Source organism: Streptomyces sp. NPDC025721 (assembly GCF_055558595.1).
In genome coordinates, this window is sequence record NZ_JBVHMF010000009.1 from 102,449 (window position 1) to 128,990 (window position 26,542).

Genomic DNA, 26,542 nt, shown 5'->3' on the forward strand with positions numbered 1-26,542 from the left:
GTGCGCTCACAGCGCCTTGATTGTGGGAGCGCTCCCACTGGTTCAGATGTTTCCATCCCCCCACAGAACCGCGAGGAGGGCTTCTCGCATGCCCAGAGGAAGACCGTTCAGCAAGCGGATCCGCAGGCTGGTGACGGCTTTCGCCGTCGCGCTGTCCCTGCCGCTCGCCCTGACCGTGGCAGGCGGCGGAACCGTCGCCCACGCGGACACTCTCCAGTGCAGCGTCGACTACTCGGCCAACGACTGGGGTTCGGGCTTCACCGCCAACGCCACCATCACCAACCGCGGTACGGCCGCGATCGACGGCTGGACACTGACGTACGCCTACGCCGGCAACCAGACGCTCCAGAGCGGCTGGAACGGCACCTGGTCGCAGACCGGGAAGAACGTCACCGTCAAATCGCTCGACTGGAACAAGACGATCGCGCCGAACGCCGGTGTGACCACGAGCGCCAACTTCAACTACAGCGGCACGAACGCGGCGCCGACCGCTTTCGCCGTCAACGGCACCGTATGCGGGGGCGCTCACCAGCCACCGCTCACCGTGCTCACCAGCCCGTCGGCCGGGGCCACGTACACCGCCGGCGCCAGCATCCCGCTGGCGGCCACCGCGGTCGCGGCGGACTCGGCGACCGTCAGCAAGGTGGAGTTCTGGAGCGACACCACGCTGCTGGGCACCGACACCACCTCGCCCTACACCTTCACCTGGCCCGCGGTCGCGGCCGGTGACTACTCGGTCTACGCCAAGGCGTACGACAGCCTGGGCGCGTCCGGCGAATCGACCCCGGTGGGCGTGCACGTGGCCGCCGGGCCCTCGATCGTCGCCTCGCCCACGCAGGTCTCGGTCACGCAGGGCGGCACCGGCACCTTCGGTGTCAAGCTGTCCGGCGCGCCGTCGGCCAATGTCACGGTCGCCGTCGCGCGCACCTCGGGGAACACCTCGCTGACCGTGAAGTCCGGCGCCAGCCTGACCTTCACCCCCGCCAACTGGAGCACGGCGCAGACGGTCACCGTCGCCGCCGCGGCCACCGGCAGCGGAGCGGCGACCTTCTCCGCGACCGCCACCGGTTTCGCCAAGGCCGACGTCACGGTGACGGAGGTGACGGGCACCAGCGGCACGTACGACTCCCGCTTCCTGAACCTCTACGGCAAGATCACCGACCCGGCCAACGGCTACTTCTCCCCGCAGGGCATCCCCTACCACTCGGTGGAGACCCTGATCGTGGAGGCGCCGGACTACGGGCACGAGACGACGTCGGAGGCGTACTCGTACCTGATCTGGCTCCAGGCGATGTACGGCCGGATCACCCAGGACTGGAGCAAGTTCAACGGGGCCTGGGCGCTGATGGAGAAGTACATGATCCCCACCTCCGCCGACCAGCCCACGAACAGCTTCTACGACCCGAGCAAGCCCGCCACGTACGCGCCGGAGCACCCGCTGCCCTCGGACTACCCGTCCAAGCTCGACACGAGCGTCCCGGTCGGTCAGGACCCGATCGCGAACGAGCTGAAGTCGGCGTACGGCACGTCCGACATCTACGGCATGCACTGGCTCCAGGACGTGGACAACACCTACGGGTTCGGTGACACGCCCGGCGGCGGCTGCGAGCTGGGCCCGACGGCGGCCGGTCCCTCGTACATCAACACCTTCCAGCGCGGCGCGCAGGAGTCGGTGTGGGAGACGGTGCCGCAGCCGACCTGCGACGCCTTCAAGTACGGCGGCACCAACGGCTATCTGGACCTGTTCACCGGCGACTCGTCGTACGCCAAGCAGTGGAAGTACACCGACGCCCCGGACGCCGACGCGCGCGCGATCCAGGCCGCCTACTGGGCGGACACCTGGGCCAAGGCGCAGGGCAAGGGCGCCGATGTGGCGACCACGGTCGCCAAGGCCGGAAAGATGGGCGACTACCTGCGGTACTCGTTCTTCGACAAGTACTTCAAGAAGATCGGCAACTGCACGAGTCCGTCCTGCCCGGCGGGCACCGGCAAGGACAGCGAGCACTACCTGCTGTCCTGGTACTACGCCTGGGGCGGTTCCAGCGGTACGGGCGGCGGCTGGTCCTGGCGGATCGGTGACGGCGCCTCGCACTTCGGCTACCAGAACCCGCTGGCGGCCTACGCGTTGACCACCGACCCGGCGATGGCCCCCAAGTCGGCCACCGGCAAGCAGGACTGGTCGACCAGCCTCACCCGGCAGTTGGAGTTCTACACCTGGCTCCAGTCCAAGGAGGGCGGCATCGCGGGCGGTGCCACCAATAGCTGGGACGGCGCCTACGCCCAGCCCCCGGCCGGCACGCCGACCTTCTACGGGATGGCGTACGACTGGGAGCCCGTCTACCACGACCCGCCGTCGAACCAGTGGTTCGGCATGCAGGCGTGGTCGATGGAGCGCGTCGCCGAGTACTACCAGCAGACCGGTGACGCCAAGGCCAAGGCGGTGCTCGACAAGTGGGTGACCTGGGCGATCTCCCAGACCACCATCAACCCCGACGGCACCTTCAAGATCCCGTCCGACCTGGCCTGGACCGGCGCTCCCGACACCTGGAACGCCGCCTCGCCGGGCGCCAACGCCAACCTGCACGTCACGGTCACGTCCTACGGCAACGACCTCGGTGTCGCCGCCGCCCTGGCCAAGACCCTGTCGTACTACGGCGCCAAGTCCGGGAACGCCGCCGCCAAGACCACGGCCAAGGCGCTGCTGGACGGCATGTGGAGCAACAACCAGGACGCCCTGGGCATCGCGGTGCCGGAGACCCGTACGGACTTCTCCCGCTTCAACGACCCGGTCTACGTCCCGTCCACCTTCTCCGGCGCCATGCCGAACGGCGACAAGATCAACTCCAGCTCGACCTTCCTGGAGCTGCGTTCCTTCTACAAGAACGACCCCAACTGGTCCAAGATCGCCACCTACCTCGGCGGAGGAGCCGCCCCGACCTTCACCTACCACCGCTTCTGGGCCCAGGCGGACATCGCGCTGGCGATGGGCTCGTACGCGCTGCTCTTCAACGAGTGAGGCGGCGTACGACCACCCCTGATGTGACGTGAGTCACGCGAGAGGCCCGGTCCGCTTCCGCGGGCCGGGCCTCTCGTATGGGGTGAGTGACGGGACTTGAACCCGCGGCCACCTGGACCACAACCAGGTGCTCTACCAACTGAGCTACACCCACCATGTCCGGCGCTTTCAGGCGCCGACCTGAAGAAGTGTACAGGGTGCGGGGGCGTGCTCGCGCATCCCTTTTGGCGAGCTTTCGCGGCCGCTTCCCGCGGCCTTTCCTGGCCGCTCAGCAGGGCCTTCCGGCCGCGCTACTCCGCCGGCAGGACGTGCTTGGCCGCGATGGCCCGCACGGTGTCGGTGTCCGGCCCCGGCTGGGGGACGAAGACCGCCTCGCGGTAGTAGCGCAGCTCCGCGATCGACTCGCGGATGTCGGCCAGCGCCCGGTGGTTGCCGTTCTTCTCCGGGCTGTTGAAGTACGCGCGCGGGTACCAGCGGCGGGCCAGCTCCTTGATCGAGGAGACGTCCACGATCCGGTAGTGCAGGTGCTGTTCCAGGGTCCCCATGTCGCGCGCGAGGAAGCCGCGGTCGGTGGAGACCGAATTCCCGCACAGCGGCGCCTTGCGCGGCTCGGCCACATGCTCGCGCACGTACCCCAGCACGATCTTCTCGGCCTCTTCGAGCGTGATCCCGCCGGGCAGCTCCTCCAGCAGACCGGAGGAGGTGTGCATCTCCCGCACGATGTCCGGCATGGTCACGAGCGCCTCGTCGGGCGGCCGGATGACCACGTCCACCCCGTCCCCGAGCACATTCAGCTCGGAGTCCGTGACGAGCGCGGCCACCTCGATCAGCGCGTCGTGGGCCAGCGACAGCCCGGTCATCTCACAGTCGATCCACACCATCCGGTCGTTCATACGCCTCACCCTACGGGGCGATCCCGTGAGCCGGGCAGTGCGGCGCCCAGGCTGCGTGGGGCGCGCAGCCGCCCCCGGGACGCGCTCTCGGCCGCCTCGGCCCTGCTGCCGGGCTGCTCGGGCACACGGGCGGCGACATAGGCGTCACTGTCCGTCTTGCCGGGGGCGGCCAGGATCTGGGAGACCGGGCCGCGCCGGGGCGGCGGCAGGTCGGGTGCGGGCGGCGTGCGGTCCGGCTCGTCCTGCGGCCTGCGGGCGCGGTAGGCCGCCCGGTAGGACGCGGGGGAGGAGCCGAGCTGCCGCCGGAAGTGCCCGCGCAGCGCGACGGGCGAGCGGAAGCCGCAGCGGCCCGCCACCTCGTCGACCGAGTAGTCCGACGTCTCCAGCAGCCGCTGCGCCTGGAGCACCCGTTGGGTGATCAGCCACTGCAACGGCGCGCTGCCGGTGAGCGAGCGGAACCGCCGGTCGAACGTCCGACGGCTCATGTACGCGCGCGCGGCCAGCGCCTCGACGTCGAACTGCTCGTGAAGATGCTCCAGCGCCCAGGCGACGACCTCGGCCAGCGGGTCGGCGCCGATCTCCTCGGGTAAAGACCGGTCGAGGTGTCGCTGACCGGTCTGCCAGTCCGCCCGGCGGGGCGGTACGACCAGGCGTCTGGCCAGCGCCGCCGCGGCCTCGCCGCCGTGGTCGGTGCGCACCACGTGCAGGCACAGGTCGATCCCGGCGGCGGTCCCCGCGGAGGTGAGGACGTCGCCGTCGTCCACGAACAGTTCCCTGGGGTCCACGTGCACCGAGGGATACCGTTTGGCGAGCGTGGGCGCGTACATCCAGTGTGTGGTGGCCGGGCGGCCGTCCAGCAGCCCGGCGGCGGCCAGCACGAAGGCGCCGGTGCACAGTCCGATGATCCGGGCACCCTCCTCGTGGGCGCGGCGGATCGCGTCCAGCGCCTCGGGCGGCGGTGCCTGGGAGATCGAGCGCCAGGTGGGCACGACGACCGTGCCGGCCCTGGAGAGTGCCTCCAGGCCGTAGGGCGCGGTCAGTTCGAGTCCGCCGGTGGTCCGCAGCGGGCCGTCCTCCCCGGCGCAGACCAGCAGCCGGTAGCGGGGCACGCCCGCGTCCTGCCGGTCTATGCCGAAGACCGAGAGCGGTATGGAGCTCTCGAAGATCGGTCCGCCGCTGAAGAGCAGCACGGCGACGACTTCCGGTCGGCGTCGCGCGGAAAGTTTACGAATGGCGCGAGGCGATGCCGATGGTGCTTGCGACGGACTGTCCGCCGCCGTAACGGAACTGGACTCCTGGCTCATGGAGCTCAAGCCCCCCTCGAATCGACGCGTCGTCCCCTCGGTCCTGCATGTTTTCCCCCATGAGGCCACCCATGATCAAATCTACTGTGTCAGGTGGGGCGTTAGTGACTAGTTCACCATCTGACGCTAAGTCGACAAGACAACGTGGCGTAAAGCATTCGATCACGAAGCGTTTCACTCGCTGAGCCCGCTGGGAAGTACGCCTCCCGCCACACGGGCCACCAAACGCCCCCTCCGCGTCTTTGGGCATCGTAGAACCGCAGGTGGTGGGGGTGTTAATGATCCGGAAGCCCAATCGGCGCGCAGGGAAGAGAAGTTGGCCGAAAAACGTCGTTCGGCGGGCCGGTGTGCGTAAAGGGCGCCGGGTAGTGCGCCCACCGCGTGCGGGGAGCGGTGCGCGGCGCGCGGCCGGCCGGCGCGCCTGCCGGAGCCCGAACACGTCGTTCACGTGCGCCGGAGGTGTCCTGCGCACCGGTCCGAGGTCCCTCCGGCGGGGTTCCGAGGCGTTCCGGAAGAGCCACGGACGGGTGATCCCGATGCGCCCCCACGGTGCGCCGGTGCGCTGAACCGTGCCGCCGGTTGGCGTGATGGCGTTGCACTCTGGGCCCGGCTCCGGCATTCTTCCGGAAACTCCGGGTACCTGCCGGGTACGACAGGGCTGTGGAGCCCCGGCAAGCCTGTGCAGGCGGTCTCCGCGGCCGTACTCTGGAGTCAGTGGGACGGGAAGTGGCGAACTGGCCGAAACCGGCTGGTTCCGGCGGCCCGCCCCGCGCGCACCGTCCTTGTCCGCCGCTCGGCGCGTCAGCGCCGCCCTCGCCGAGAATCCGCATCATGGCCGGTCATGAGTTTCCCGAGCCCGCCGACGGCAGGCCGCTCGCCGAGTCGGCGGCGCTGCCCGAGCAGGCTCCAGCGCTGCGGCACGCCTGCGATCCTGCCTTCCGGCACGGGGTCGTGGTGGGCTTCGACGGTTCCCTCTCCAGCGAGCGCGCCCTGTCCTACGCCATCGGCATGGCCCGCAGGACGCACTCCGCGCTGATCATCGTGCATGTCGCCAACCGGCTTCCGGCCACCGTGTGGGCGGGCTGCGAACCGCCGGTCTTCGTGGACGTGCCCGACCACCGCACCGAAGTCCTCGGCCTCGAACTGGCCTGCGCGGACCACCTCGCCGAGATCTCCTGGGTGTTGGTGGAGCGCGGCGGCGACATCTGCCATGAGTTGGAGGAGGTCGGCCGGGAGTACGAGGCCGACGCCATCGTGGTGGGCGGGACGCACGGCCTGGTCGGCCGGATCTTCGGCTCGGTCGCCGGGCGGCTCGCGCGGCGGGCGCAGCGGCCCGTGGTGGTCATTCCGTAGGGCGCGGAGGGTCGCGGCGGGTCGCGGAGGGTCGCGGAGGGTCGTGGCGGGCGGTCGCACGTTCCGTGCGGGATCGTCCCGTACGGACATTTACGAAGGCCCCCGCCGGGCTGGCGGGGGCCTTCGCCGTATGCGCGACCGGCGACGAGCCGATCGCTCGGCTACTCGACGGTCACGGACTTCGCCAGGTTACGCGGCTTGTCGATGTCCCGGCCCAGCGCGAGGGCCGTGTGGTACGCGAAGAGCTGGAGCGGGATGCCCATCAGGATCGGGTCCAGCTCGTTCTCGTTCTTCGGTACGACGATGGTGTCGTCGGCCTTTTCCTGCGGCTGGTGCGCCACCGCGAGGATGCGCCCGCTGCGGGCCTTGATCTCCTCCAGGGCCGCCCGGTTCTTCTCTAGCAGGTCGTCGTCCGGCACGATCGCGACCGTCGGCATGGACGGGTCGATCAGGGCCAGCGGCCCGTGCTTCAGCTCCGAGGCCGGGTACGCCTCCGCGTGGATGTACGAGACCTCCTTGAGCTTCAGCGACGCCTCGCGGGCCACCGGGTAGCCGCGTACCCGCCCGATGAACAGCATCGACTTGGCGTCCGCGTACCGCCTGGCCAGCGCCTTGATCTCCGGCTCGGTCTTCAGGATCTCGTCGATCTGGCCGGGCAGCCGGCGCAGGCCCTCGATGATCCGCTTGCCGTCGGCCACCGACAGGTCGCGGATCCGGCCCAGGTGCAGGGCGAGCAGCGCGAAGGCGACCACGGTGTTGGTGAAGCACTTGGTGGACACCACGCAGACCTCGGGCCCGGCGTGCACATAGGTGCCGCCGTCCGCCTCGCGGGCGATGGCCGAACCGACCACGTTGACCACGCCCAGCACCCGCGCGCCCTTGCGCTTGAGCTCCTGGACGGCGGCCAGCACGTCGTACGTCTCGCCGGACTGGGAGACCGCGACATAGAGGGTGTCGGGGTCGACCACCGGGTTGCGGTAGCGGAATTCCGAGGCGGGCTCGGCGTCCGCGGGGATACGGGCCAGCTCCTCGATCAGCCCGGCGCCGATCTGCCCCGCGTGGTAGCTGGTACCGCAGCCGAGGATCTTGATCCGGCGCACCCGGCGGGCCTCGCCCGGCTCCAGGTTCAGGCCGCCCAGGTGCACGGTGGAGAACCGGTCGTCGATCCGGCCGCGCAGCACGCGGTCGACCGCCTCCGCCTGCTCGGAGATCTCCTTGTGCATGTACGTGTCGTGGCCGCCCATGTCGTACGACTCGGCCTCCCACTCCACGGTGGTCGGCGTCGCCGTGGTCAGCGAGCCCTCGGTGGTGTACGTGCGGAAGTCGTCGGCCTTGAGGGTGGCCATCTCGCCGTCCTGCAAGGTGACGACCTGGCGGGTGTGGGCGACGAGCGCGGCGACGTCGGAGGCGACGAACATCTCCTTCTCGCCGATGCCGAGGACGACGGGGGAGCCGTTGCGGGCCACGACGATGCGGTCGGCGAAGTCGCGGTGCAGGACGGCGAGGCCGTAGGTGCCCTCGACCGAGCGCAGCGCCTCGCGGACCTTCTCCTCCAGGGTCTCCGCCTGGGCCCGGCCGATCAGGTGGGCCAGTACCTCGGTGTCGGTCTCCGAGGCGAAGGTGACGCCGTCGGCGGAGAGCTTGGCGCGCAGCTCGGACGCGTTGTCGATGATCCCGTTGTGGACGATCGCGACCTTGCTGTCCCCGTCGAGGTGCGGGTGCGCGTTGTGGTCGCTCGGGGCGCCGTGGGTGGCCCAGCGGGTGTGCGCGATGCCGGTGGTGCCCGCGAAGCGCTTGGGGATGCGGGCTTCCAGCTCGCGCACCCGGCCCTTGGCCTTCACGGTCCTCAGCTCGCCGGACTTTCCGGTGATCACGACGCCCGCGGAGTCGTAACCCCGGTACTCCAGCCGCTGCAACCCTTCGAGGAGCAGCGGTGCCACGTCACGCCTGCCGATGTATCCGACGATTCCGCACATATGGTCGTCCCTCGTCCCTGTGTCTGTCCGTGTTCTGTTCTGTTCTTTTCGGCCCCCGGGTGCCCTGTCCCGGTGGCCGACGGTGCTCGGCCGGTCAGCCGCTCAGCCGCTCGACCGCATTGTCGGCTCGGTCGCTCGGTCGCTCGGCCGCATCGTTGGCTCGGTCGCTCAGCCGTAGACGATGCGGCGGAGCTGGCGCTGCGAGAGGGCCGAGGGGGCCACCGCGCGGTGCGGCAGCTCCTCGGCGATCCGCTCGAAGATGTCCGCGTTGACCAGGCCCTTGGCCTGGAGTTCGCGGTGTCTCCTGCGGACGAACTCCTCCGTCGTCTCGTCGAAGTACGCCAGCACGTCCAGCACCACCCGGCTCGCCTCGCCGCGGTGCAGCGGCGTGGAGCGCACCAGGTGGTCGATCAGGTCCTCGTAGGACGTCCGGCGTTCGAGCACCCGTCGATACTGATGTGATCATCTGCGCTTTGCAAGAATCCTGCCCGATTTCGGGCAGGGAAAGCGGCCAAGGGGGTGAAAATTCGGCCGTTACGGACGAAGACGGCACTGCTGCGGGCGCGGACGGCCCGGTCGGCCCGGTTGGCCCGGTTACGGGTGCGGCCGGTGGGCCGCCAGGGGGTTGGGGAGGGTGCCCGCGAACTGGAGGGCGGCCGACGGGTCGGCGAGGTCGATCATCTGCTGGTTGTCACGGAGCTGGAGCCGGTTGAGGCAGGACAGGGTGAATTCCGGCGCGAAGAGGTCGTACCGCTTGAACCGGTCGGCGAGGTCGGGGTGGGCGGCCTGGTAGTCGGCGACGCACTCGGCGACCGTCCGCCAGAACACCGTTTCGTCCAGGATCTTCCCGGTGTGGAGGATCGCGCTGAGGAAGCGGAAGAAGCAGTCGAAGACATCGGTGAAGACGGCGAGCACCCGCTCGTCCTCCGGGACCTCGGCCCTGATCCGCTCCACCTCGGGCGGCAGCGGCGTCTCCGGGTCCATGATCACGATCTCCTCCGCGATGTCCTTGAACACCGCCCGCCGCACCGTCCCGGTCTCGTCCAGCACCAGGATCACGTTCTCGCCGTGCGGCATGAAGGCCAGTCCGTAGGCGTAGAGGCTGTGCAGCACCGGGACGAGATACGCGTCCAGGTAGCGCCGCAGCCAGGTCTCGGCGGGGAGGCCGGAGCGGGCGATGAGGGCGCCCGCGAAGGAGGTGCCCGCGTCCGTGCCGGTGCCTGTATCCGTACCCGTGCTCGTGCTCGTGTCGGCGTCGGTGTGCAGCAGCGACGCCATCGTGGCCAGGTGGTGGCCCGGCTCCAGGTCCGCGACCGGGCTCTCCCGCCACAGCGCGGCCAGCATCTTCCGGTACGGGGAACCGTACGCCGTGGCCGCCTCGTACTGCCGGTGGTGGTAACCGATCGCCGCCCGCTCGCGGATGATCGAGAAGCGGGCGGCGGTGAAGGTGGGGTCGGCGGCGATCAGTTCGGCGAGCCAGTCGTTGATCGCCGGGGTGGCCGCCATGTACGCGGCGGACAGGCCGCGCATGAAGCCCATGTTGAGGACGGACAGCGCCGTCTTCACATAGTGCCTGGTCGGGACGGTGGTGTTGAAGAACGTACGGACCGACTGCTGCGCCAGATACGCGTCGTCGCCGGGGCCGAGGCAGACCAGGTGCTGCCGGGCGACCTCGCCCGCGAAGGTGACCGAGAGCTTGTTCCACCACTGCCAGGGGTGGACCGGGATCAGCAGATACGCGGCCGGGTCGAGGCCCCGGCCGGTCAGCGCGGCGGCGAAGCGCCGGAGCTGCTCCCGGCCCAGTTCGGCGGTGAGGAAGTCCTCGTAGTCGATGCCCGCGCCCGCGCTGAAGGTGGTGCGGTCGCGGCGCGCGGCCAGCCAGATCAGCCGGACGGGGGAGGCGGCCTCGGGCGCGTACCGCGGGTGGTCGTCCGCGCCGAAGCCGAGCCGGCCGCTGTTGGCGACGAAGCAGGGGTGGCCCTCGGTCATCCCGGTCTCGATGGCCTGGAATCCGGCGCGGGTCAGCTCCGCCGCGCTCACCGGCGCGCGGTCGCGGGCGGCGAGCCTGAAGGCGGCGGCGGAGAGGGTCGCGCTGATCTCCTCCAGGTAGACCGGCAGGACGCTGTCGCTGATGGCGAGGGTGGTGCGCAGTTCGGTGATGAAGTCGAGCGCGTCGAGGGGGAGTTCGGCCTCCTGCCGGTGGCGGGTGACGCTCGCCGGGTCGATCCGCCAGTGGTCGAGGGCCAGGCGGCGGGCGGCGAAACGGTACGTCGTGGCGCCGTCGTCGCTGCGGACGAGGTAGCTGTCGTGGTCCTTCTGACCGTGCCGGGCGTCCGGGGCGTGCCGTGCGTCTGGGGCGTGCTGGGCGTCCTGGCCGTCCTGGCTCGCGGGCTCCGGGGTGAGCAGGCGTTCGTGGGTGAATTCGGCGAGGGCCTTGGCCACCAGGTGGCGGGTGGCCCGCTCCCACAGCTCCGGGGTGAGGTGGTCGACGTCGGTCATCGGGTGGCCTCGAAGCGCTCGCGGGTGCAGATGCTCAAGAAGGCGTCCTTCTCCGGCTTCTTGATCCGCTCGATGATCTCGAAGCCGACCGTCTCGTTGAGTACGTGCACCGCCGTGTTGCGGACGTCGGGCTCCACGATCACCCTGCGGGTCGCGGGATCGGCGAAGAGTTCGGCCATCACGGCCCTGATCACCGCGCGGGTGAAGCCGTGCACGGGGGTGTCGCAGGGCGCGACCAGGAAGTGCATGCCGACGTCACCGGGCCGCGCCGGGTAGAGCCCGACGAGTTCGACCCGCGCGGGGTCGTACCGTTCCATCAGGAAGACGGGCCGTCCGTCCTGGAGGCCGAGGAACGCCGCCTCGTACGGGGCCTGCGCGATCTCGGTGTACGCGCGCTCGACGTCGTAACGGCTCGCGTCGCCCATCAGCCAGAAACCGGCTTTCGGGTGCGTCACCCAGGTGTGCAGCAGGTCGGCGTCGGCGAGGGGGTCGACCGGGCGGAAGGTGAAGTCGAGGTCTGTGCCGGTGCTGCCCGCGCTGTGCGCGGTGCTTGCGGTGCTTGCGCCGCTCACGCTGTTCGTGCTGCTCATGCGGTGAACTCCTGGAAGGCGATGGCCTGTTCCACGCGGTAGTGCTCGCGGCCGAGCAGCTCCCGGATGATGCGGGAGTTGCGGTAGGCCGCCATGCCGAGGTCGGGGGAGACGAAGCCGTGCGTGTGCAGTTCGGCGTTCTGCACGTAGATCGCGCGCTCGGTGACGTCGATGGCGTAGTCGCGGGTGACGTCGTAACGGCCCTGCTCGTCCCAGCGGATGCGGTCCCGGACGGGGGCGAGGAATTCCGGCACCTGGTAGCGGTAGCCGGTGGCGAGGACCAGGCCCTCGGTGTCGATCGTGAACTCCCCGCCCTGCTCGCGTTGGCACAGTCCGAGGGTGTACGTGCCGCTGTCGGCGTCGTACCGCGCGCTGTCGAGCGAGGTGTTGGTGAGCAGCCGGGTCGGGACCTTGCCGCGCCGGTTCTTCAGATAGAGCAGGTCGAAGATGTCATTGATCAGCTCCGAATTGATCCCCTTGTAGAGGTTCTTCTGCGAGACGTTCAGCGAGTCGCGGACCGGGGACGGCAGGGAATGGAAGTAGTCGACGTATTCGGGCGACGTCATTTCCAGCGTGAGCTTGGTGTATTCGAGCGGGAAGAAGCGCGGCGAGCGGGTCACCCAGTTCAGCGCGTAACCGTGCGCGTCGATGTCCTGGAGCAGGTCGTGGTAGATCTCGGCGGCGCTCTGCCCGCTGCCGACGATCGTGATGCTGCGCTTGCGCTGGAGGTCGCTCTTGGCCGCCAGATAGCGGGAGTTGTGGATGAGGTCGCCGCCGAGCCCTTCGCAGGCGGCGGGGACGTACGGCGGTGTGCCGGTGCCGAGGACCAGTCGGCGCGTACGGTGCGCCGCGCCGCTCGCGGTCCGTACGACGTAGGTCCCGCCGTGCGTGTCCTCGTGCGTGCCGTCGTGCGTTGCGCCGTCCTCGTAGGTCACCTCGGTGACCGTCTGTCCGAAGCGGATCGACGGGATGCGGGCTGCGGCCCAGCGGCAGTAGTCGTTGTACTCCTCGCGCAGCGGATAGAAGCTCTCGCGTATGTAGAAGGAGTACAACCGCCCCGATTCCTTGAGGTAGTTGAGGAAGCTGAAGGGCGAGGTGGGGTCGGCGAGGGTCACCAGGTCCGACATGAACGGCGTCTGGAGGGTGCTGCCCTCCAGGAACATGCCGGAGTGCCAGTCGAAGTCCGGTTTGGCCTCCAGGAAGAGCCCGTTGAGGTCGTCGATCGGCTCGGTCAGGCAGGCCAGGCCCAGATTGAACGGGCCGAGGCCGATCGCGATGAAGTCGAACTCCGGTTCCGGCGCGGCGGGTTCGGATGCCGAGTCCGGGTCACGAGGCGTGGACAAGTGCGTCTCCCAGGTACTGGTCCGCGTGCTCGGCGAGCAGGTCGAGGACGGTGGCGATGTCGGCGGGGGTGGTGCGCGGGTTGAGCAGGGTGAACTTCAGGTAGTGGCTGCCGCGTACCTTCGTGCCCGCCACGACGGCCTCGCCCGAGGCGAACAGCGCCTTGCGGGCGTGCAGGTTGGCGCGGTCGATCAGCGCCGGGCTGGTGACGGCGGCCGGGATCCAGCGGAAGACCAGCGTGGACAGGGTCGGCGGGGCGACCACTTCGAAGCGCGGGTCGGCGTCGAGCAGCTTCCAGCCCTCGGCGGCCAGGTCCACGACCTCGTCGAAGAGCTGGCCGACGCCGTCGGCGCCCATCACGCGCAGCGTCATCCACAGCTTGAGGGCGTCGAACCGCCGTGTGGTCTGGAGCGACTTGTCCACCTGGTTGGGGATGCGCTCGGTGGTGGTGCGGCGCGGGTTGAGGTAGTCGGCGTAGTACGTGGCGTGCCGCAGCGTGGTGCGGTCGCGGACCAGGAGGGCGCTCGAACTGACGGGCTGGAAGAAGGACTTGTGGTAGTCGACGGTCACCGAGTCGGCGCGCTCGATGCCGTCGAGCAGGTGGCGGCGGGTGGGGGAGACCAGCAGGCCGCAGCCGTACGCGGCGTCCACGTGCAGCCACACGCCGTGGCGCTCGCACAGGTCGGCGATGGCGGGCAGCGGGTCGATGGAGCCGAAGTCGGTGGTGCCCGCGGTGGCGACGACGGCCATCGGGGTCAGGCCCTCGCGGGCGCAGCGGTCCAACTCGCGGGCGAGCGCGAGGCTCTGCATCCGCTTGTTCTGGTCGCAGGGGACGGAGATGACGGCGTCGGCGCCGAGGCCGAGCAGCTTCGCGGACTTCTGGACGCTGAAGTGGCCGCACTCGGAGGCGAGGATGCGCAGCCGCGAGGAGGCGGCGCCGCGGGTGACGGCTTCCTCACGGGCGAGCAGCAGCGCCTGGAGGTTGGACTGGGTGCCGCCGCTGGTGAAGACGCCGTCGGCCGCCGGGCCGAGGCCCGCGCGCTCGGCCGTCCAGTCGATCATGCGGCGCTCGATGAGGGTGGCGCCGGCGCTCTGGTCCCAGGTGTCGAGGGAGGAGTTGACGGCGCTGAGCACGGCCTCGGCGGCGACGGCCGGTATGACGACCGGGCAGTTGAGGTGCGCGAGGTAGCGGGGGTGGTGGAAGTAGACGGCGTCGCGCAGATAGACCGCTTCGAGTTCGTCCAGCGCGGCGGCGGTGTCGCCGAGCGGCTGGGCGAGGTCGATCGCGTCGATCCGGGGCGCGAGGGCTTCCGGGGTGATACCGGTGAAAGGCCGGTCGGTCGCGGCGAGGGTGGCCGCCACCCGCTCGACTCCCTGGGAGACGGAGCGCAGATAGTGCTCCGTCGTGGCGTCGTTGAGCAGGTGTGAGCGCATGGGCAGACCTCTCGTTGAGCGGCTGAGTTAGGTTAGCCTAACCTAACTCACCGCTTCAACGGTCCTGTGTCCCAGTTGTCTCAGGGATCACTCTTCCCCGCAGGCGGGTGTTCTAGCCCACGAGCCCCAACTCCCGTGCGATCAGCATGCGCTGCACCTCGCTGGTGCCTTCGCCGATCTCCAGGATTTTGGAGTCCCGCCACATACGGGCCACCGGATATTCGTTCATGAAGCCGTAGCCGCCGTGGATCTGTGTGGCCTCACGGGCGTTGGTGACCGCGATCTCGGAGGAGTAGAGCTTGGCCAGTGCCGCCTCCTTCTTGAACTCGTCGCCGTGCACCAGCCGCGACGCCGCGTCCCGCCACGCCAGCCGCGCCGTGTGGGCCCGCATCTCCATGTCCGCGATCTTGAACTGGATCGCCTGGTTGTCACCGATCGGACGCCCGAAGGCGTGCCGGGTCTTGGCGTACGACAGCGACTCGTCCACACAGCCCTGCGCCAGACCGGTGGACAGGGCCGAGATCGCGATCCGCCCCTCGTCCAGGATGCGCAGGAACTGCGCGTAGCCCCGGCCCTCCTCGCCCAGCAGATTCGCCGCGGGCACCCGGCAGTCGGCGAAGGACAGCTCGCGGGTGTCCGACGCGTTCCACCCGACCTTGCTGTACTTCTTCGACACCGTGAAGCCGGGCGTCCCCGACGGCACGATGATCGAGGAGATCCGCGGCCTGCCGTCGTCCTTGCGGCCGGTCACCGCCGTCACCGTGACCAGCCCGGTGATGTCGGTGCCCGAGTTGGTGATGAAGCACTTGGTGCCGTTGATCACCCACTCGTCGGTCGCCTCGTCCAGCCGCGCGGTGGTACGGGTGCCGCCCGCGTCGGAACCGCACTCCGGCTCCGTCAGCCCGAACGCGCCCAGCATCTCGCCCGAGCAGAGCTTCGGCAGCCAAGTGCGCTTCTGCTCCTCGGTGCCGAACCTGAACACCGGCATCGCGCCCAGCGACACCCCGGCCTCCAGGGTGATCGCCACCGAGGAGTCCACGCGGGCCAGCTCCTCCAGCGCGATGCACAGCGCGAAGTAGTCGCCGCCCATCCCGCCGTACTCCTCGGGGAACGGCAGCCCGAACAGGCCCATCCGCCCCATCTCCCGCACGATCTCGTACGGGAACTCCTGCTGCTCGTAGAACTCGCCGATCTTCGGCGCGATCACGTCCTTGGCGAACTCCGCGACCGTGGCGCGCAGTTCCTCGTACTCGGCGGACAGACGGTGGTCGATCGACATGGCTACTGCTCCTGGTGGGTCAGGGCGCGGACGGTACGGGACGGGCTCGGCCGTCCCAGGTGCTCCGCCATCCACACGCTTGTGGCGCTGAGGCGGTCCAGATCGACCCCGGTGCGGATGCCGAGGCCGTGCAGCATCCAGACGAGGTCTTCGGTGGCGAGGTTTCCGGTGGCGCTCTTGGCGTACGGGCAGCCGCCGAGGCCGCCCGCGGAGGCGTCCACGACGGTGACGCCCCGCTGGAGCGCGGCCAGCGTGTTGGACAGCGCCTGGCCGTAGGTGTCGTGGAAGTGCACGGCGAGCTTGTCGACCGGGACGCCGTTGCCGCCGGAGCCGCCGGTCAGTTCGTCCAGCAGCGCCGTGACGTGGCCGGGCGTCGCCACCCCGATCGTGTCGCCGAGGCTCAGTTCGGTGCAGCCCAGTTCGTACAGCCGCCGGGCCGCGGCGGCGACCTGCCCGATCGGGACCGGGCCCTCCCAGGGGTCGCCGAAGCACATCGACAGATAGCCGCGGACGGTGGCGCCCGCGTCCCTGGCCCTGGTCACCACCGGGGCGAACATCGCCAGCGACTCCTCCACCGTCCGGTTGAGGTTGGCGCGGGCGAAGGACTCGGTGGCGCTGCCGAAGACCGCGATCTCCCGCACGCCCAGCTCCAGCGCCCGCTCCAGACCCCGCTCGTTCGGCACCAGCACCGGCAGCCGCACCGCCGGGTCCAGGTCCGCGAGCAGCGGCATCAGATCGGCCGCGTCGGCCAGTTGGGGCACCCACTTGGGGTGGACGAAGCTGGTCGCCTCGATCGTGCCGAGCCCGGCCGCGGCGAGCCGGTGCACGAACTCCGCCTTCACGGCGGTCGGCACGGTCGCCTTCTCGTTCTGCAATCCGTCCCGCGCGCCGACCTCGTGGATCCGCACGGCCGTCGGCAGCCCGGCCGCGGGTACGGCCATCGGCAGTCCGGCGGGCAGCGCGCCGCCGGTCGCGTCCGTCGTCGTACCCGCGGCGGCGCCGCTGGGTGTCCCGGACGCGGCCGGGCTCCGGTCGGCGGTGCTCATGACGCCTCCCCGGCAGTCGGCGCGGAAGCCGGCGCGGTGGTCTGACCGGCAGCGGGTGCGGTGGTCCGCGCGGCGGTCGGTCCGGCGGGCGGCTCGGGCGCTGTTCCGGCGGCTGCCGCGGGTGTTGCCGCCTCGGCCGGGTCCTGCGGGGCCGACGGGGTGACCACCGCAAGCACCTGGTCCATCGCCACGGTGCTGCCCGCGGTGACGTCGATCTCGGACACCGTCCCGTCGTGCGGGGCGGTGATCACGTGCTCCATCTTCATGGCCTCCACCACCAGCAGGCTCTGGCCCGCCACGACCTCGTCCCCCTTGCCGACCTTCACCACCGTGACCGTGCCGGGCATAGGCGCCGTCAGCGCACCGCCCCCGCCCCCGCCCGCGGCGCCGCGCAGGGCCGCGGCCACCGGGTCGTACGCCCGTACCCACCAGCCGTCGCCGTCCCGGCCCAGCCACTCGCCCGCGTGCCGGAAAGCGGTCACCGTGCCCTCGCGGTGGAGCAGCGCGCGGGGTCCGTCCAGCGTCAACCGGGCCGCCGTGGCCGGTCCTTCGCCGATCCGCACCAGGCCGTCGCGGACCCGTACCGTCACCGGTTCCCGGCCGGGAACCCGCAGGTGGTGCACCGTCCAGGCGGCCTCGCCGCCCAGCCGCCAGCCGCTCGGCACCGAGAACGGGTCGGTCCAGCCGCCCGCGTCCGGGGCCGGGGCCAGCGCGGCCTGCCGCAGCAGCGCCGCCGCCGCGTACACCTCGTCCGGCACGCCGGGCGGCAGCAGTTCGGCGGCGTCCCGGTCGATCAGCCCGGTGTCCAGCTCGCCCGCGACCACCGCCGGGTGGGCCAGCAGCCTGCGCAGGAAACCGGTGTTGGTGTCCAGGCCCAGCACGACGGTGTCCGCCAGCGCGGCCCGCAGCCGTCGCAGCGCCGTGGCCCGGTCGGGGCCGTAGGCGATCACCTTGGCCAGCATCGGGTCGTAGGCCGTGCCCACCTCCGTGCCGACCGCGAGACCCGAATCGACGCGCACTCCGGGGCCGGTCGGTTCGGCCAGCGCCACGACGGTGCCCGCGGACGGCAGGAAGTCCACCCGGCCGTCGCCCGCTCTGGCGGTCTCCGCGCAGATCCGCGCCTCCATGGCGTGGCCGGTCATGGCGATGGCCCGCTGTCCGAAGCCCAGCCGCTCGCCGCACGCCACCCGGAGCTGCCACTCGACCAGGTCGAGCCCGGTGACCAGCTCCGTCACCGGGTGCTCCACCTGGAGGCGAGTGTTCATCTCCATGAAGAAGTACGCGCCGGGGTCGGCGCCGGGGACGATGAACTCCACCGTGCCCGCGCCCGTGTAGCCGCACGAGCGGGCGGCCTGCACCGCGGCCTCGCCCATCGCCTGCCGGGTCGCCTCGTCGAGCAGGACCGAGGGGGCCTCCTCGATCACCTTCTGGTGCCGTCGTTGCAGCGAGCACTCGCGCTCGCCGAGGTGCACCACCGAGCCGTGGCCGTCGGCCAGGACCTGGATCTCGATGTGCCGCGGGCGGTCGATCCACCGCTCCACCAGCAGCGTGTCGTCGCCGAAGGAGCCGCGCGCCTCGCGCCGGGCCGCCGCGATCTCCTCGGCCAGCAGGGCCTCGTCGCGCACCAGCCGCATGCCCTTGCCGCCGCCGCCCGCCGAGGGCTTGAGCAGCACCGGCAGGCCGATCTCCCGTGCCGCGTCGGCCAGTTGGTCGTCGGTGAGCCCGCTGCCCGTGCTGCCGGGCACGACCGGGACGCCCGCGGCCCGGACCGTCTCCTTGGCGCGGATCTTGTCGCCCATCAGCTCGATGGCCTCGGCGGGCGGTCCGATGAAGACCAGGCCCGCCTCGGCGCAGGCGCGGGCGAAGGCCGCGTTCTCCGCCAGGAAGCCGTAGCCGGGGTGGACCGCCTGGGCACCCGTCTCGACGGCCGCCCGTACCTGCTCGGCGGCCGACAGATAGTTCTCGATCCGTACCGCGGTGTCCGCCTCGCGTACGTGCCGGGCGTCGGCGTCGGCGTCGGTGAAGACGGCGGCCGAGCGGACGCCCAGCTCCCGCAGGGTCCGCAGCACGCGGACGGCGATCTCGCCGCGGTTGGCGACCAGGACGGTGTCGAACATGGGGCTCGCGCTCCCGGCGGTTGCGGTGTTCATGGTCGGCACGCCCCTCACATCCGGAAGACGCCGTAGCCGGGCGCACCCGGATCGGCGGTCGGAAGGGGGGCGTTGGCGCAGGCGGTGAGGGCCAGGCCGAGGACGGTACGGGTCTCCAGCGGGTCGATCACACCGTCGTCCCAGAGCCTGGCGGTGGCGTAGTAGGCGTTGCCCTGCGTCTCGTACTGCTCGCGGACCGGGGCCTTGAACGCCTCCTCCGCCTCCTCGCTCCACTTCTCGCCCGCGGCGGCGAGCTGGTCGCGCTTGACGGTGGCCAGCACGGACGCGGCCTGCTCGCCGCCCATCACCGAGATCTTGGCGTTGGGCCACATCCACAGGAAGCGCGGGCTGTAGGCCCGGCCGCACATCGAGTAGTTGCCCGCGCCGTAGGAGCCGCCGATCACCACGGTCAGCTTGGGCACGCGCGCGCAGGCGACCGCCGTGACCATCTTCGCGCCGTGCTTGGCGATGCCGCCCGCCTCGTACTGGCGGCCGACCATGAAGCCGGAGATGTTCTGGAGGAACAGCAGCGGGATGCCGCGCTGGTCGCACAGCTCGATGAAGTGCGCGCCCTTGAGGGCGGATTCGGCGAACAGGATGCCGTTGTTGGCCACGATGCCGACCGGATGGCCCTGGATGTGGGCGAAACCGGTGACCAGCGTGGTGCCGTACTCCGCCTTGAACTCGGCGAAGCGGCTGCCGTCCACCAGCCGCGCGATGACCTCGCGGACGTCGTACGGGGTGCGGGAGTCGACCGGTACCGCACCGGTCAGCCCGGCCGGGTCCACGGCGGGCGGCTCCGCGGGCCGTACCGTCCACGGCGGGGCGCCGCGCGCGGGCAGGGTGGCGACGATGTCGCGGACGATGTCCAGCGCGTGGGCGTCGTCCTCGGCGAGGTGGTCGGTGACGCCGGAGACCCGGGAGTGCACCTCGCCGCCGCCCAGTTCCTCCGCGGTGACGACCTCGCCGGTGGCCGCCTTCACCAGCGGCGGGCCGCCGAGGAAGATCGTGCCCTGATTCCGTACGATCACCGCCTCGTCGCTCATCGCCGGGACGTAGGCGCCGCCCGCGGTGCACGAGCCCATGACGGCGGCGATCTGCGGGATGCCGCGCGCGGACATGGTGGCCTGGTTGTAGAAGATCCGGCCGAAGTGGTCGCGGTCGGGGAAGACCTCGTCCTGCCGGGGGAGGAAGGCGCCGCCGGAGTCGACCAGGTAGACGCACGGCAGCCGGTTGTCCAGGGCGATCTCCTGGGCGCGCAGATGCTTCTTGACCGTCATCGGGTAATAGGTGCCGCCCTTGACCGTGGCGTCATTGGCGACGACCACGACCTCACGCCCCGCGACCCGGCCGATCCCGGCGATCACCCCGGCGGCCGGTGCCTGCCCGTCGTACATCCCGTCCGCGGCCAGCGGCGCCAGCTCCAGGAAGGGTGAGCCGGGGTCGAGCAGCCCGTCCACCCGGTCTCTGGGCAGCAGCTTTCCGCGCGCGGTGTGGCGGGCGCGGGCTCTCTCGCCGCCGCCGAGCCGCGCGGCGGCCAGCTTGTCGCGCAGGTCCGCGGTCAATGCGGCATGAGCCTGCGCATTGGCCTGATACGCCTCTGACGCCGGATCTGCGGCGCTGGACAGGGCGGGTGCTGCCATGGTTCGGCCCCCCGGATGTTAGCGAGCGTTAACGTGATGACACCACGTTAACGCTCGCTAACTCGGTTGTCTAGACTCGATCTCATGAACCCGACGAAGACGGCGGAGAACCGTCGCGAGCAGATTCTCCGAGAGGCCGCCCGGCTCTTCGCCGAGCGCGGCTTCCACGGGGTCGGTGTCGACGAGATAGGCGCCGCGGTCGGCATCAGCGGCCCGGGTCTCTACCGGCATTTCGCGGGCAAGGACGCCATGCTCGCCGAGCTGCTGGTGGGCATCAGCGGCCGGCTGCTGACCGCGGGCAAGATGCGGGTCGCCGAGGCGACCGGGCCCGTCGAGGCGCTGGACGCGCTGGTCCGCGGCCATATCGACTTCGCGATCGACGACCGGCCGTTGATCACGCTGCACGACCGCGAGCTGGACCGGCTGCGCGACTCCGACCGCAAGCTGGTCCGCCAGCTCCAGCGACAGTACGTCGAGGAGTGGGTCGCGGTCGTGCGGCTGGTGCATCCGGGCGCCACCGAGCTGGAGGTGCGCGCGGCCGTGCACGCCGTCTTCGGTCTGCTCAACTCCACTCCGCACCTCGGCGAGCGCGGCGGACTGCCCGGCAGGACCGCGATGGCGGCCCTGCTGCACCGGCTCGCCCTCGGGGCGCTGGACGCGCTGGACGGTCTGGACAGCACGGCCGACTGGCGGGTAACTTACTGAGCGCTTGCTTAATGCTCGATTGTCGACCGCCCCGGCAGCGGACCCGGTCGCGGATGGGAGGCGCGCTGTGCGTCGTACGGTGTTCAACGAGGACCACGAAGCGTTCCGCGAGACGATACGTGCCTTCATCGAGGCCGAGGTCGTCCCCGTCCACGACGAGTGGCTGGCGGCTGGCCTGGTCCCGCGCGACTTCTACTACAAGCTCGGCGAGCTGGGCGTCTTCGGCATCGAGGTGCCCGAGGAGTTCGGCGGCGCGGGCGAGCACAGCTTCAAATTCCAGGCCGTCATCAGCGAGGAGTGCGCCCGCGCGGGCGTCAGCTTCGGCGGCAGCGGGGTCCACGTCGGCCTCTGCCTGCCCTACGTGATGGCCTACGCCACCGACGAGCAGAAGAAGCGCTGGCTGCCCGGCTTCGTCAGCGGCGAGACGATGTTCGCCATCGCCATGACAGAACCCGGCACCGGCTCCGACCTCGCGGGCATGAAGACGACGGCCAAGCTCTCCGCCGACGGCACGCATTACGTGCTCAACGGCGCCAAGACCTTCATCACCGGCGGCGTCCACGCCGACCGCGTCATCGTCTGCGCCCGCACCGCCCCCGCCACGCCCGAGGACCGCCGCGCGGGCATCTCCCTGTTCGTCGTGGACACCAAGGCCGACGGATACGCGGTCGGCCGCAAGCTCGACAAGCTCGGCCTGCGCACCTCCGACACCGCGGAACTCTCCTTCTCCGACGTCAAGGTCCCGCTCGAGGACCTGCTCGGCGAGGAGGGCAAGGGCTTCTCCTACCTCGGACAGAATCTCCCGCAGGAGCGGCTGGGCATCGCCGTCGGCGCGTACGCCCAGGCCGCCGCCGCGATCCGCTTCGCCCAGGCGTACGTCCAGGACCGGACCGTCTTCGGCCAGACCGTCGCGTCCTTCCAGAACACCAAGTTCGAACTCGCCGCCTGCAAGGCCGAGGTGGACGCCGCGCAGGCCGTCGTCGACCGCGCCCTCGAAGCGCACGACAAGAAGGAGCTGTCGGCCGCGGACGCCGCCTCCGCCAAGCTCTTCTGCACCGAGGTCGCCGCCCGCGTCATCGACCGCTGCCTCCAGCTCCACGGCGGCTACGGCTACATGAACGAGTACCCGATCGCCCGCCTGTACGCCGACAACCGCGTCAACCGGATCTACGGCGGCACGAGCGAGGTCATGAAGTCCATCATCGCCAAGTCGATGGGCCTGTGACCGTAGACCCATCCGTGAGAAAGCCGGCGGACGCGTGAATGCCGAAAGACCCGTGAACGACTCCCGGGATCCGCTCCAGTCCCTGCTCGATCTGCTCGACCTGGAGCGGATCGAGCGGGACATCTTCCGCGGTGTCAGCCGGTCGGCCGTGGTGCCCCGGGTCTTCGGCGGCCAGGTCGCCGCACAGGCCCTGGTCGCCGCGGGCCGCACGGCGCCCGAAGACCGCGGCGCGCACTCGCTGCACGCCTATTTCCTGCGGCCCGGCGACCCCGGCGCGCCGATCGTCTACCAGGTCGACCGGATCCGCGACGGCCGCTCCTTCACCACCCGGCGGGTCGTCGCGATCCAGCACGGCCAGCCGATCTTCCACCTCTCGGCGTCCTTCCAGGTCCACGAGGAGGGCCTGGAACACCAGGAGCCGATGCCGTACGCGCCCGACCCGGAGACGCTGCCGACGGCCGAGGAGATGCTGCCCGTACACGCCGCGCGGTTCCCCGACCCCACGGTGGTCGACCGGATACTTGAGACCCGCGCGGCCGTCGACCTGCGTTACGTCGAGGACCCGCCGTTCCTCACCGCGGGTGTCATCCGCGAACCGCGCTCCCAGGTCTGGTTCCGCGCCCGCGGCAAACTGGCCGACGACCCGCTGCTCCACGTCTGCCTCGCCACCTATGTGTCGGACATGACGCTGCTCGACTCGGTCCTGCTCGCCCACGGCCGCGGCGGCTGGACCGTCGGCGACGTGGTCGGCGCGAGCCTGGACCACGCCATGTGGTTCCACCGGCCCTTCCGGGCCGACGAATGGCTGCTCTACGACCAGCAGAGCCCGTCCGCCTCCGGCGGTCGCGGCCTCGGCACCGCCCGGATCTACACCCGCGACGGGCAGCTCGCCGTCTCGGTGATCCAGGAGGGCCTGGTGCGGGTGCCGCGCGACTGACGCTCACCCTTTCGGGTGAGCGCGGATCTCCGCTCCCGGATACCAGACACGCGGGGCATTCCGGCGCGGTGGCTCCCGAGGCGCGCCCCGGCTCTGATCGGGCGGCTCCGCCTACGCCGCCTCGACCGCCGGTCCGACCGGCAGCGTCGCCCGTACGAGAAAGCCCCCGGTCGCCGCGGGCGACGCGATGAATTCGCCGCCGAGCTGCACCGCCCGCTCGCGCAGCCCGGCGAGACCGTGGCCGCCCGAGGGCAGGGCCGGTCCCGGCGCCGCCGGCGCGGGTCCGTTGCGCACCTCCACCACCAGCACGTCGCCGCTGTGCCGCACCAGGACGTGGGTTTCCGCGCCTGGCGCGTGCTTGCGGATGTTGGTGAGCGCTTCCTGCACGATGCGGTACGCGGCGTGCTGGACGTCCGAGGGCAGGCGGGCGGTGTCGGCCGGGGCCATGGTGCCGGGCAGTTCGCCGTGCGTGCCGGGTCCCGCGGCGGCGACCAGCGCGGGTATGCCCGCGAGGCCGGGGCCCGCGTCCAGCGGCTGCCCCGACGTCACCGGCAGCCGCAGCAGCCCCACCATCCGGCGCAGCTCGTCCAGCGCGTCCCGGCTCAGCTCGCGCACCGCCCCGGCCGCCGCCCGCGCCTGCGGTCCCCGCGCGGTCGCCTCCAGGGCGCCGGACTGCACGGCGATCAGGCTGATGTGGTGCGCCACGGTGTCGTGCATCTCGCGGGCGAGCCGGGCCCGCTCCCGTACCACCGCCTGTTCCGCGGCCAGCTCTCGCTCCCGTTCCCTGCTGGCCGCCAGCTCCTCCAGCCGCCCGGCCAGCTCGCGCCGCGAGGCGGCGAACAGGCCCAGCGCGGTCGGCGCCAGGGCCAGCAGCGAGGACAGCATCACCGCGAGGATCGTGTCCGACAGCCCCCAGGGCGCCGGGGCGCGGAATGGCCAGGGCACGCAGGAGACCGTCGCCGCGAGCAGCGCGCAGCCACCGATCAGCAGGGCGCGGCGAGATATCACGCGCTCACCCGAACGGGTGAGCGTGGCCGATGAGGTAGCGGCCGTCGTCCCGGGTGGTAGGAGAGCCGCCGAGGCGAAGGACGTGGCGGGCGGCGTACCGGAGGGCGCGCTCTTCGAGGGCCGGGCCGGAGAAAACGGCCACCCTTGTGCGCGATGACGGTCGGGGCCGCCCGCGGCGATCTCGTAGAGCGCGCCCATCGGCGAGAACCAGATGTAGCCGAGCGAGAGCGCGGGCAGGGTCGCGGCGAAGGCGATCAGCGGGAAGCGGTGCCGGAACAGCAGCGCCAGCGTGCCCAGGGCCGCGAAGGCGAACGAGACCGGGCCGCCGAAGGAGCGCGTCGCCCACACCTCGGTCGCGGAGAGGGCGAACAGCGCGGCGTCCGGCAGGGCGACACGTGGCTTCACGATCACTTCGGCACCCGTACCAGCCCGGCCTGGTGCGCGACGACGGCGGCGGCCACCCGGTTGGGCGCGGCCAGCTTCCGCAGCACCGCGCGCACATGGTCCTTGACCGTGCCGACCGAGATCCCCAGCTCGGCCGCTATCCGGGCGTTCGGCAGCCCGGCCGCCAGCAGCCGCAGCACCTCGGTCTCGCGGTCGGTCAGCGGCGCCAGGGCCGCGGCGTGGGCGGACGCCTCGGGCGTACCGGGCCCCTTCGCGCCGTCGGAGCCGGGCGGACCGCCCAGGAAGCCGTCGACGACCGCGCGGCCCACGGTGGGGGTGAAGACGGTGCCGCCGCGCGCCATGACGCGTACCGCGTCGATCAGGGTGCCGACCGCGGTGTCCTTGAGCAGGAAGCCGGTGGCGCCCGCCGCCATCGCCGCGCGCAGATGGGCGCTGGTGTCGAAGGCGGTCAGCATGGCGACGGCGGGCGGCGAGGGCAGTGCCCGCAGGGCGCGCAGGACGGTCAGTCCGTCGTCGGGTGGCGGCATCACCGCGTCCAGCAGGACGAGGCCGGGACGCGTCGCGGTCACCGTCCCGACGGCGTCGTGCCCGTCGCAGTCCGCGACCACCCGGATGTCGCCGGAGGATTCGAGGATGCTTCGCAGGGCGGCCCTGACCAGTGCTTCGTCATCGACGATCACGACCTGGACCACTGCGCCTGCCTTCCTCGCCCCCTCTTGACCCTGATGTTCCTTTTGTTCCTTCATTGATGGTAGCGAGCGTAGCGACGGACAGGGACCGCGTCAGTTCCGCGCGGCCTGACCTGCGGCGGTCAGATCGGCGGTCGCCAGCAGATACGCGGTCAGCGGCGCGTAGTGCTGCGGCGGCACATTGTCGTCCAGCGGGACGGTCACCAGCAGGCTGCCCTCCGCCTCGCCGACGAAAAGCGCCGGGTCGTTGCAGTCCGCGAAGCCGACCGTGTCGATGCCGCGCTCACCCGCGTACCCCGCCCAGCCGTGGTCGGCGATCACCAGATCGGGCAGCGGCTCGCCGTCGCGCTCCAGCGCGTCCAGGATCTCCCGCATCGGGTCGGGCGAGTGGGTGTGCACCAGACCGCCCGCCCGGTGGACCATGGAAACGGACGCCAGGTGCCGGATCTCACCGCCGTCCGCGTACAGGCGCTCCGACGGGGTGATCAGCGTGCAGCCCGCCTCGCGCAGCGCGGCGGCCAGCTCCCAGTGGACGGCGAACAGACCCGCCGGGTGACCGGTCGCCACCAGCACCCTGGAGCCGTTTTCCGCCGCCTTGTGCAGCACATCGGCCATCCGGTCGAGCGCGTCGATCGTCAGCTCGGGATCGATGGTGTCCTGCCCGTGCCGGTGCCCGGGATCGGCGACGACACCGCACCGCTCGGCCATCAGCTCCAGCACCGCCGCCTGGTCGTCCCAGCGGTCACCCAGCTCCAGGCCGAACCAGTAGTAGCGATTTCCCTCGGCCAGCGCCCGGAAGTGGTCGAGGTTGTTCTCGCGGCTGGTCGCCACGTCGCCGGCTATCCGGGTGCTGGTCAGATGGGCGACGAGGGCCTGGCGGGTGGGTGCTGCGGCAGCTGGATCCATGGGCATGCGCACATTGTCCCGCTCCGCCGCTCGGACGTGCGTCCGGCCGGGGATCGACGCCGAGGCGTAATCGGAACCCCCGATTGGAGGAAACGTACATTCCGGTGGCTTCCGGCGGCCACGTAGGGTCGGCCTCGCCCCTC

General features: G+C 71.0%; 20 protein-coding genes and 1 tRNA gene. 5 read left to right on the plus strand and 16 right to left on the minus strand.

What is annotated here, in order from left to right:
- The first annotated feature begins 88 nt into the window (after positions 1-88).
- Positions 89-3,016 (plus strand): glycoside hydrolase family 48 protein, encoded by a 2,928-nt coding sequence (locus ACZ4EF_RS15460; RefSeq protein WP_467504851.1) that lies wholly within the window; start codon positions 89-91, stop codon positions 3,014-3,016.
- 78 nt (positions 3,017-3,094) lie between these two features.
- Here ACZ4EF_RS15460 and ACZ4EF_RS15465 read toward each other — a convergent pair.
- The 3 genes from ACZ4EF_RS15465 to ACZ4EF_RS15475 form a co-directional block, all read right to left on the minus strand.
- Positions 3,095-3,170 (minus strand) — tRNA-His (locus ACZ4EF_RS15465).
- 136 nt (positions 3,171-3,306) lie between these two features.
- A complete protein-coding gene (gene orn / locus ACZ4EF_RS15470) occupies positions 3,307-3,909 on the minus strand; it encodes an oligoribonuclease (protein ID WP_355336979.1) in 603 nt (200 codons plus the stop codon).
- A gap of 5 nt (positions 3,910-3,914) precedes the next feature.
- Entirely contained in the window at positions 3,915-5,213 is a 1,299-nt protein-coding gene (locus ACZ4EF_RS15475; RefSeq protein ID WP_355336981.1) for a helix-turn-helix domain-containing protein, read from the minus strand.
- Positions 5,214-6,044: 831 nt separating this feature from the next.
- Between ACZ4EF_RS15475 and ACZ4EF_RS15480 the strand changes: the two genes are divergently transcribed.
- Positions 6,045-6,566: a universal stress protein gene (locus ACZ4EF_RS15480; RefSeq protein ID WP_355336983.1), complete on the plus strand. Its 522-nt coding sequence runs from the start codon at positions 6,045-6,047 to the stop codon at positions 6,564-6,566.
- Positions 6,567-6,727: 161 nt separating this feature from the next.
- On the opposite strand, the gene glmS is transcribed toward ACZ4EF_RS15480, so the two are convergent.
- The 10 genes from glmS to ACZ4EF_RS15530 all read right to left on the minus strand — a co-directional run bounded on the left by glmS (position 6,728) and on the right by ACZ4EF_RS15530 (position 20,524).
- A complete protein-coding gene (gene glmS / locus ACZ4EF_RS15485) occupies positions 6,728-8,542 on the minus strand; it encodes a glutamine--fructose-6-phosphate transaminase (isomerizing) (protein ID WP_355336985.1) in 1,815 nt (604 codons plus the stop codon).
- Positions 8,543-8,710: 168 nt separating this feature from the next.
- The gene (locus ACZ4EF_RS15490) at positions 8,711-8,986 is read right to left on the minus strand and encodes a hypothetical protein (protein WP_188280294.1); all 276 of its coding nucleotides are present in this window, start codon (positions 8,984-8,986) and stop codon (positions 8,711-8,713) included.
- A gap of 150 nt (positions 8,987-9,136) precedes the next feature.
- On the minus strand, positions 9,137-11,041 hold the full coding sequence (locus ACZ4EF_RS15495; RefSeq protein WP_467504854.1) for an IucA/IucC family protein: 1,905 nt from the start codon (positions 11,039-11,041) through the stop codon (positions 9,137-9,139).
- Complete coding sequence (locus tag ACZ4EF_RS15500; RefSeq protein ID WP_467504856.1) at positions 11,038-11,631, minus strand: GNAT family N-acetyltransferase; 594 nt, start codon at positions 11,629-11,631, stop codon at positions 11,038-11,040. The genes ACZ4EF_RS15495 and ACZ4EF_RS15500 overlap by 4 nt, the downstream gene beginning before the upstream one ends.
- Complete coding sequence (locus ACZ4EF_RS15505; protein WP_467504858.1) at positions 11,628-12,974, minus strand: lysine N(6)-hydroxylase/L-ornithine N(5)-oxygenase family protein; 1,347 nt, start codon at positions 12,972-12,974, stop codon at positions 11,628-11,630. Before ACZ4EF_RS15505 ends, ACZ4EF_RS15500 begins: the two co-directional genes overlap by 4 nt.
- Positions 12,958-14,406, minus strand: coding sequence for a pyridoxal phosphate-dependent decarboxylase family protein (locus ACZ4EF_RS15510; protein WP_391160516.1), 1,449 nt, complete (start codon positions 14,404-14,406; stop codon positions 12,958-12,960). The genes ACZ4EF_RS15505 and ACZ4EF_RS15510 overlap by 17 nt, the downstream gene beginning before the upstream one ends.
- Positions 14,407-14,518: 112 nt before the next feature.
- Complete coding sequence (locus ACZ4EF_RS15515; RefSeq protein ID WP_355336996.1) at positions 14,519-15,685, minus strand: acyl-CoA dehydrogenase family protein; 1,167 nt, start codon at positions 15,683-15,685, stop codon at positions 14,519-14,521.
- Positions 15,686-15,687: 2 nt separating this feature from the next.
- Positions 15,688-16,626 (minus strand): hydroxymethylglutaryl-CoA lyase, encoded by a 939-nt coding sequence (locus ACZ4EF_RS15520; protein ID WP_467504959.1) that lies wholly within the window; start codon positions 16,624-16,626, stop codon positions 15,688-15,690.
- A gap of 101 nt (positions 16,627-16,727) precedes the next feature.
- Positions 16,728-18,848 (minus strand): acetyl/propionyl/methylcrotonyl-CoA carboxylase subunit alpha, encoded by a 2,121-nt coding sequence (locus ACZ4EF_RS15525; RefSeq protein ID WP_467504961.1) that lies wholly within the window; start codon positions 18,846-18,848, stop codon positions 16,728-16,730.
- 47 nt (positions 18,849-18,895) lie between these two features.
- A complete protein-coding gene (locus ACZ4EF_RS15530) occupies positions 18,896-20,524 on the minus strand; it encodes a carboxyl transferase domain-containing protein (RefSeq protein WP_355336998.1) in 1,629 nt (542 codons plus the stop codon).
- Positions 20,525-20,608: 84 nt separating this feature from the next.
- Here ACZ4EF_RS15530 and ACZ4EF_RS15535 point away from each other — a divergent pair, with 84 nt between their 5' ends.
- The 3 genes from ACZ4EF_RS15535 to ACZ4EF_RS15545 all read left to right on the plus strand — a co-directional run bounded on the left by ACZ4EF_RS15535 (position 20,609) and on the right by ACZ4EF_RS15545 (position 23,391).
- Positions 20,609-21,229 (plus strand): SACE_7040 family transcriptional regulator, encoded by a 621-nt coding sequence (locus ACZ4EF_RS15535; RefSeq protein WP_355337000.1) that lies wholly within the window; start codon positions 20,609-20,611, stop codon positions 21,227-21,229.
- Between the two features lie 67 nt (positions 21,230-21,296).
- Positions 21,297-22,454, plus strand: a complete 1,158-nt coding sequence (locus tag ACZ4EF_RS15540; RefSeq protein WP_355337002.1) for an acyl-CoA dehydrogenase family protein — start codon at positions 21,297-21,299, stop codon at positions 22,452-22,454.
- 52 nt (positions 22,455-22,506) lie between these two features.
- Entirely contained in the window at positions 22,507-23,391 is an 885-nt protein-coding gene (locus tag ACZ4EF_RS15545; RefSeq protein WP_391160509.1) for an acyl-CoA thioesterase, read from the plus strand.
- 111 nt (positions 23,392-23,502) lie between these two features.
- On the opposite strand, the gene ACZ4EF_RS15550 is transcribed toward ACZ4EF_RS15545, so the two are convergent.
- From ACZ4EF_RS15550 to ACZ4EF_RS15560, 3 genes are all read right to left on the minus strand, one after another.
- Entirely contained in the window at positions 23,503-24,804 is a 1,302-nt protein-coding gene (locus ACZ4EF_RS15550; RefSeq protein ID WP_467504861.1) for a sensor histidine kinase, read from the minus strand.
- Between the two features lie 2 nt (positions 24,805-24,806).
- Positions 24,807-25,496: a response regulator transcription factor gene (locus ACZ4EF_RS15555; protein WP_355337008.1), complete on the minus strand. Its 690-nt coding sequence runs from the start codon at positions 25,494-25,496 to the stop codon at positions 24,807-24,809.
- A gap of 90 nt (positions 25,497-25,586) precedes the next feature.
- On the minus strand, positions 25,587-26,405 hold the full coding sequence (locus ACZ4EF_RS15560; RefSeq protein ID WP_355337010.1) for a phosphatase: 819 nt from the start codon (positions 26,403-26,405) through the stop codon (positions 25,587-25,589).
- Positions 26,406-26,542 lie beyond the last annotated feature (137 nt).

What these genes read in the sequence shown, in the direction of transcription:
- ACZ4EF_RS15460 (WP_467504851.1), top strand. Translation starts at nt 89, where the DNA reads ATGCCCAGAGGAAGACCGTTCAGCAAGCGGATCCGCAGGCTGGTGACG.
- orn (WP_355336979.1), bottom strand. Translation starts at nt 3,909, where the DNA reads ATGAACGACCGGATGGTGTGGATCGACTGTGAGATGACCGGGCTGTCG.
- ACZ4EF_RS15475 (WP_355336981.1), bottom strand. Translation starts at nt 5,213, where the DNA reads ATGAGCCAGGAGTCCAGTTCCGTTACGGCGGCGGACAGTCCGTCGCAA.
- ACZ4EF_RS15480 (WP_355336983.1), top strand. Translation starts at nt 6,045, where the DNA reads ATGGCCGGTCATGAGTTTCCCGAGCCCGCCGACGGCAGGCCGCTCGCC.
- glmS (WP_355336985.1), bottom strand. Translation starts at nt 8,542, where the DNA reads ATGTGCGGAATCGTCGGATACATCGGCAGGCGTGACGTGGCACCGCTG.
- ACZ4EF_RS15495 (WP_467504854.1), bottom strand. Translation starts at nt 11,041, where the DNA reads ATGACCGACGTCGACCACCTCACCCCGGAGCTGTGGGAGCGGGCCACC.
- ACZ4EF_RS15500 (WP_467504856.1), bottom strand. Translation starts at nt 11,631, where the DNA reads ATGAGCAGCACGAACAGCGTGAGCGGCGCAAGCACCGCAAGCACCGCG.
- ACZ4EF_RS15510 (WP_391160516.1), bottom strand. Translation starts at nt 14,406, where the DNA reads ATGCGCTCACACCTGCTCAACGACGCCACGACGGAGCACTATCTGCGC.
- ACZ4EF_RS15515 (WP_355336996.1), bottom strand. Translation starts at nt 15,685, where the DNA reads ATGTCGATCGACCACCGTCTGTCCGCCGAGTACGAGGAACTGCGCGCC.
- ACZ4EF_RS15520 (WP_467504959.1), bottom strand. Translation starts at nt 16,626, where the DNA reads ATGGCCGTACCCGCGGCCGGGCTGCCGACGGCCGTGCGGATCCACGAG.
- ACZ4EF_RS15525 (WP_467504961.1), bottom strand. Translation starts at nt 18,848, where the DNA reads ATGTTCGACACCGTCCTGGTCGCCAACCGCGGCGAGATCGCCGTCCGC.
- ACZ4EF_RS15530 (WP_355336998.1), bottom strand. Translation starts at nt 20,524, where the DNA reads ATGGCAGCACCCGCCCTGTCCAGCGCCGCAGATCCGGCGTCAGAGGCG.
- ACZ4EF_RS15535 (WP_355337000.1), top strand. Translation starts at nt 20,609, where the DNA reads ATGAACCCGACGAAGACGGCGGAGAACCGTCGCGAGCAGATTCTCCGA.
- ACZ4EF_RS15560 (WP_355337010.1), bottom strand. Translation starts at nt 26,405, where the DNA reads ATGCCCATGGATCCAGCTGCCGCAGCACCCACCCGCCAGGCCCTCGTC.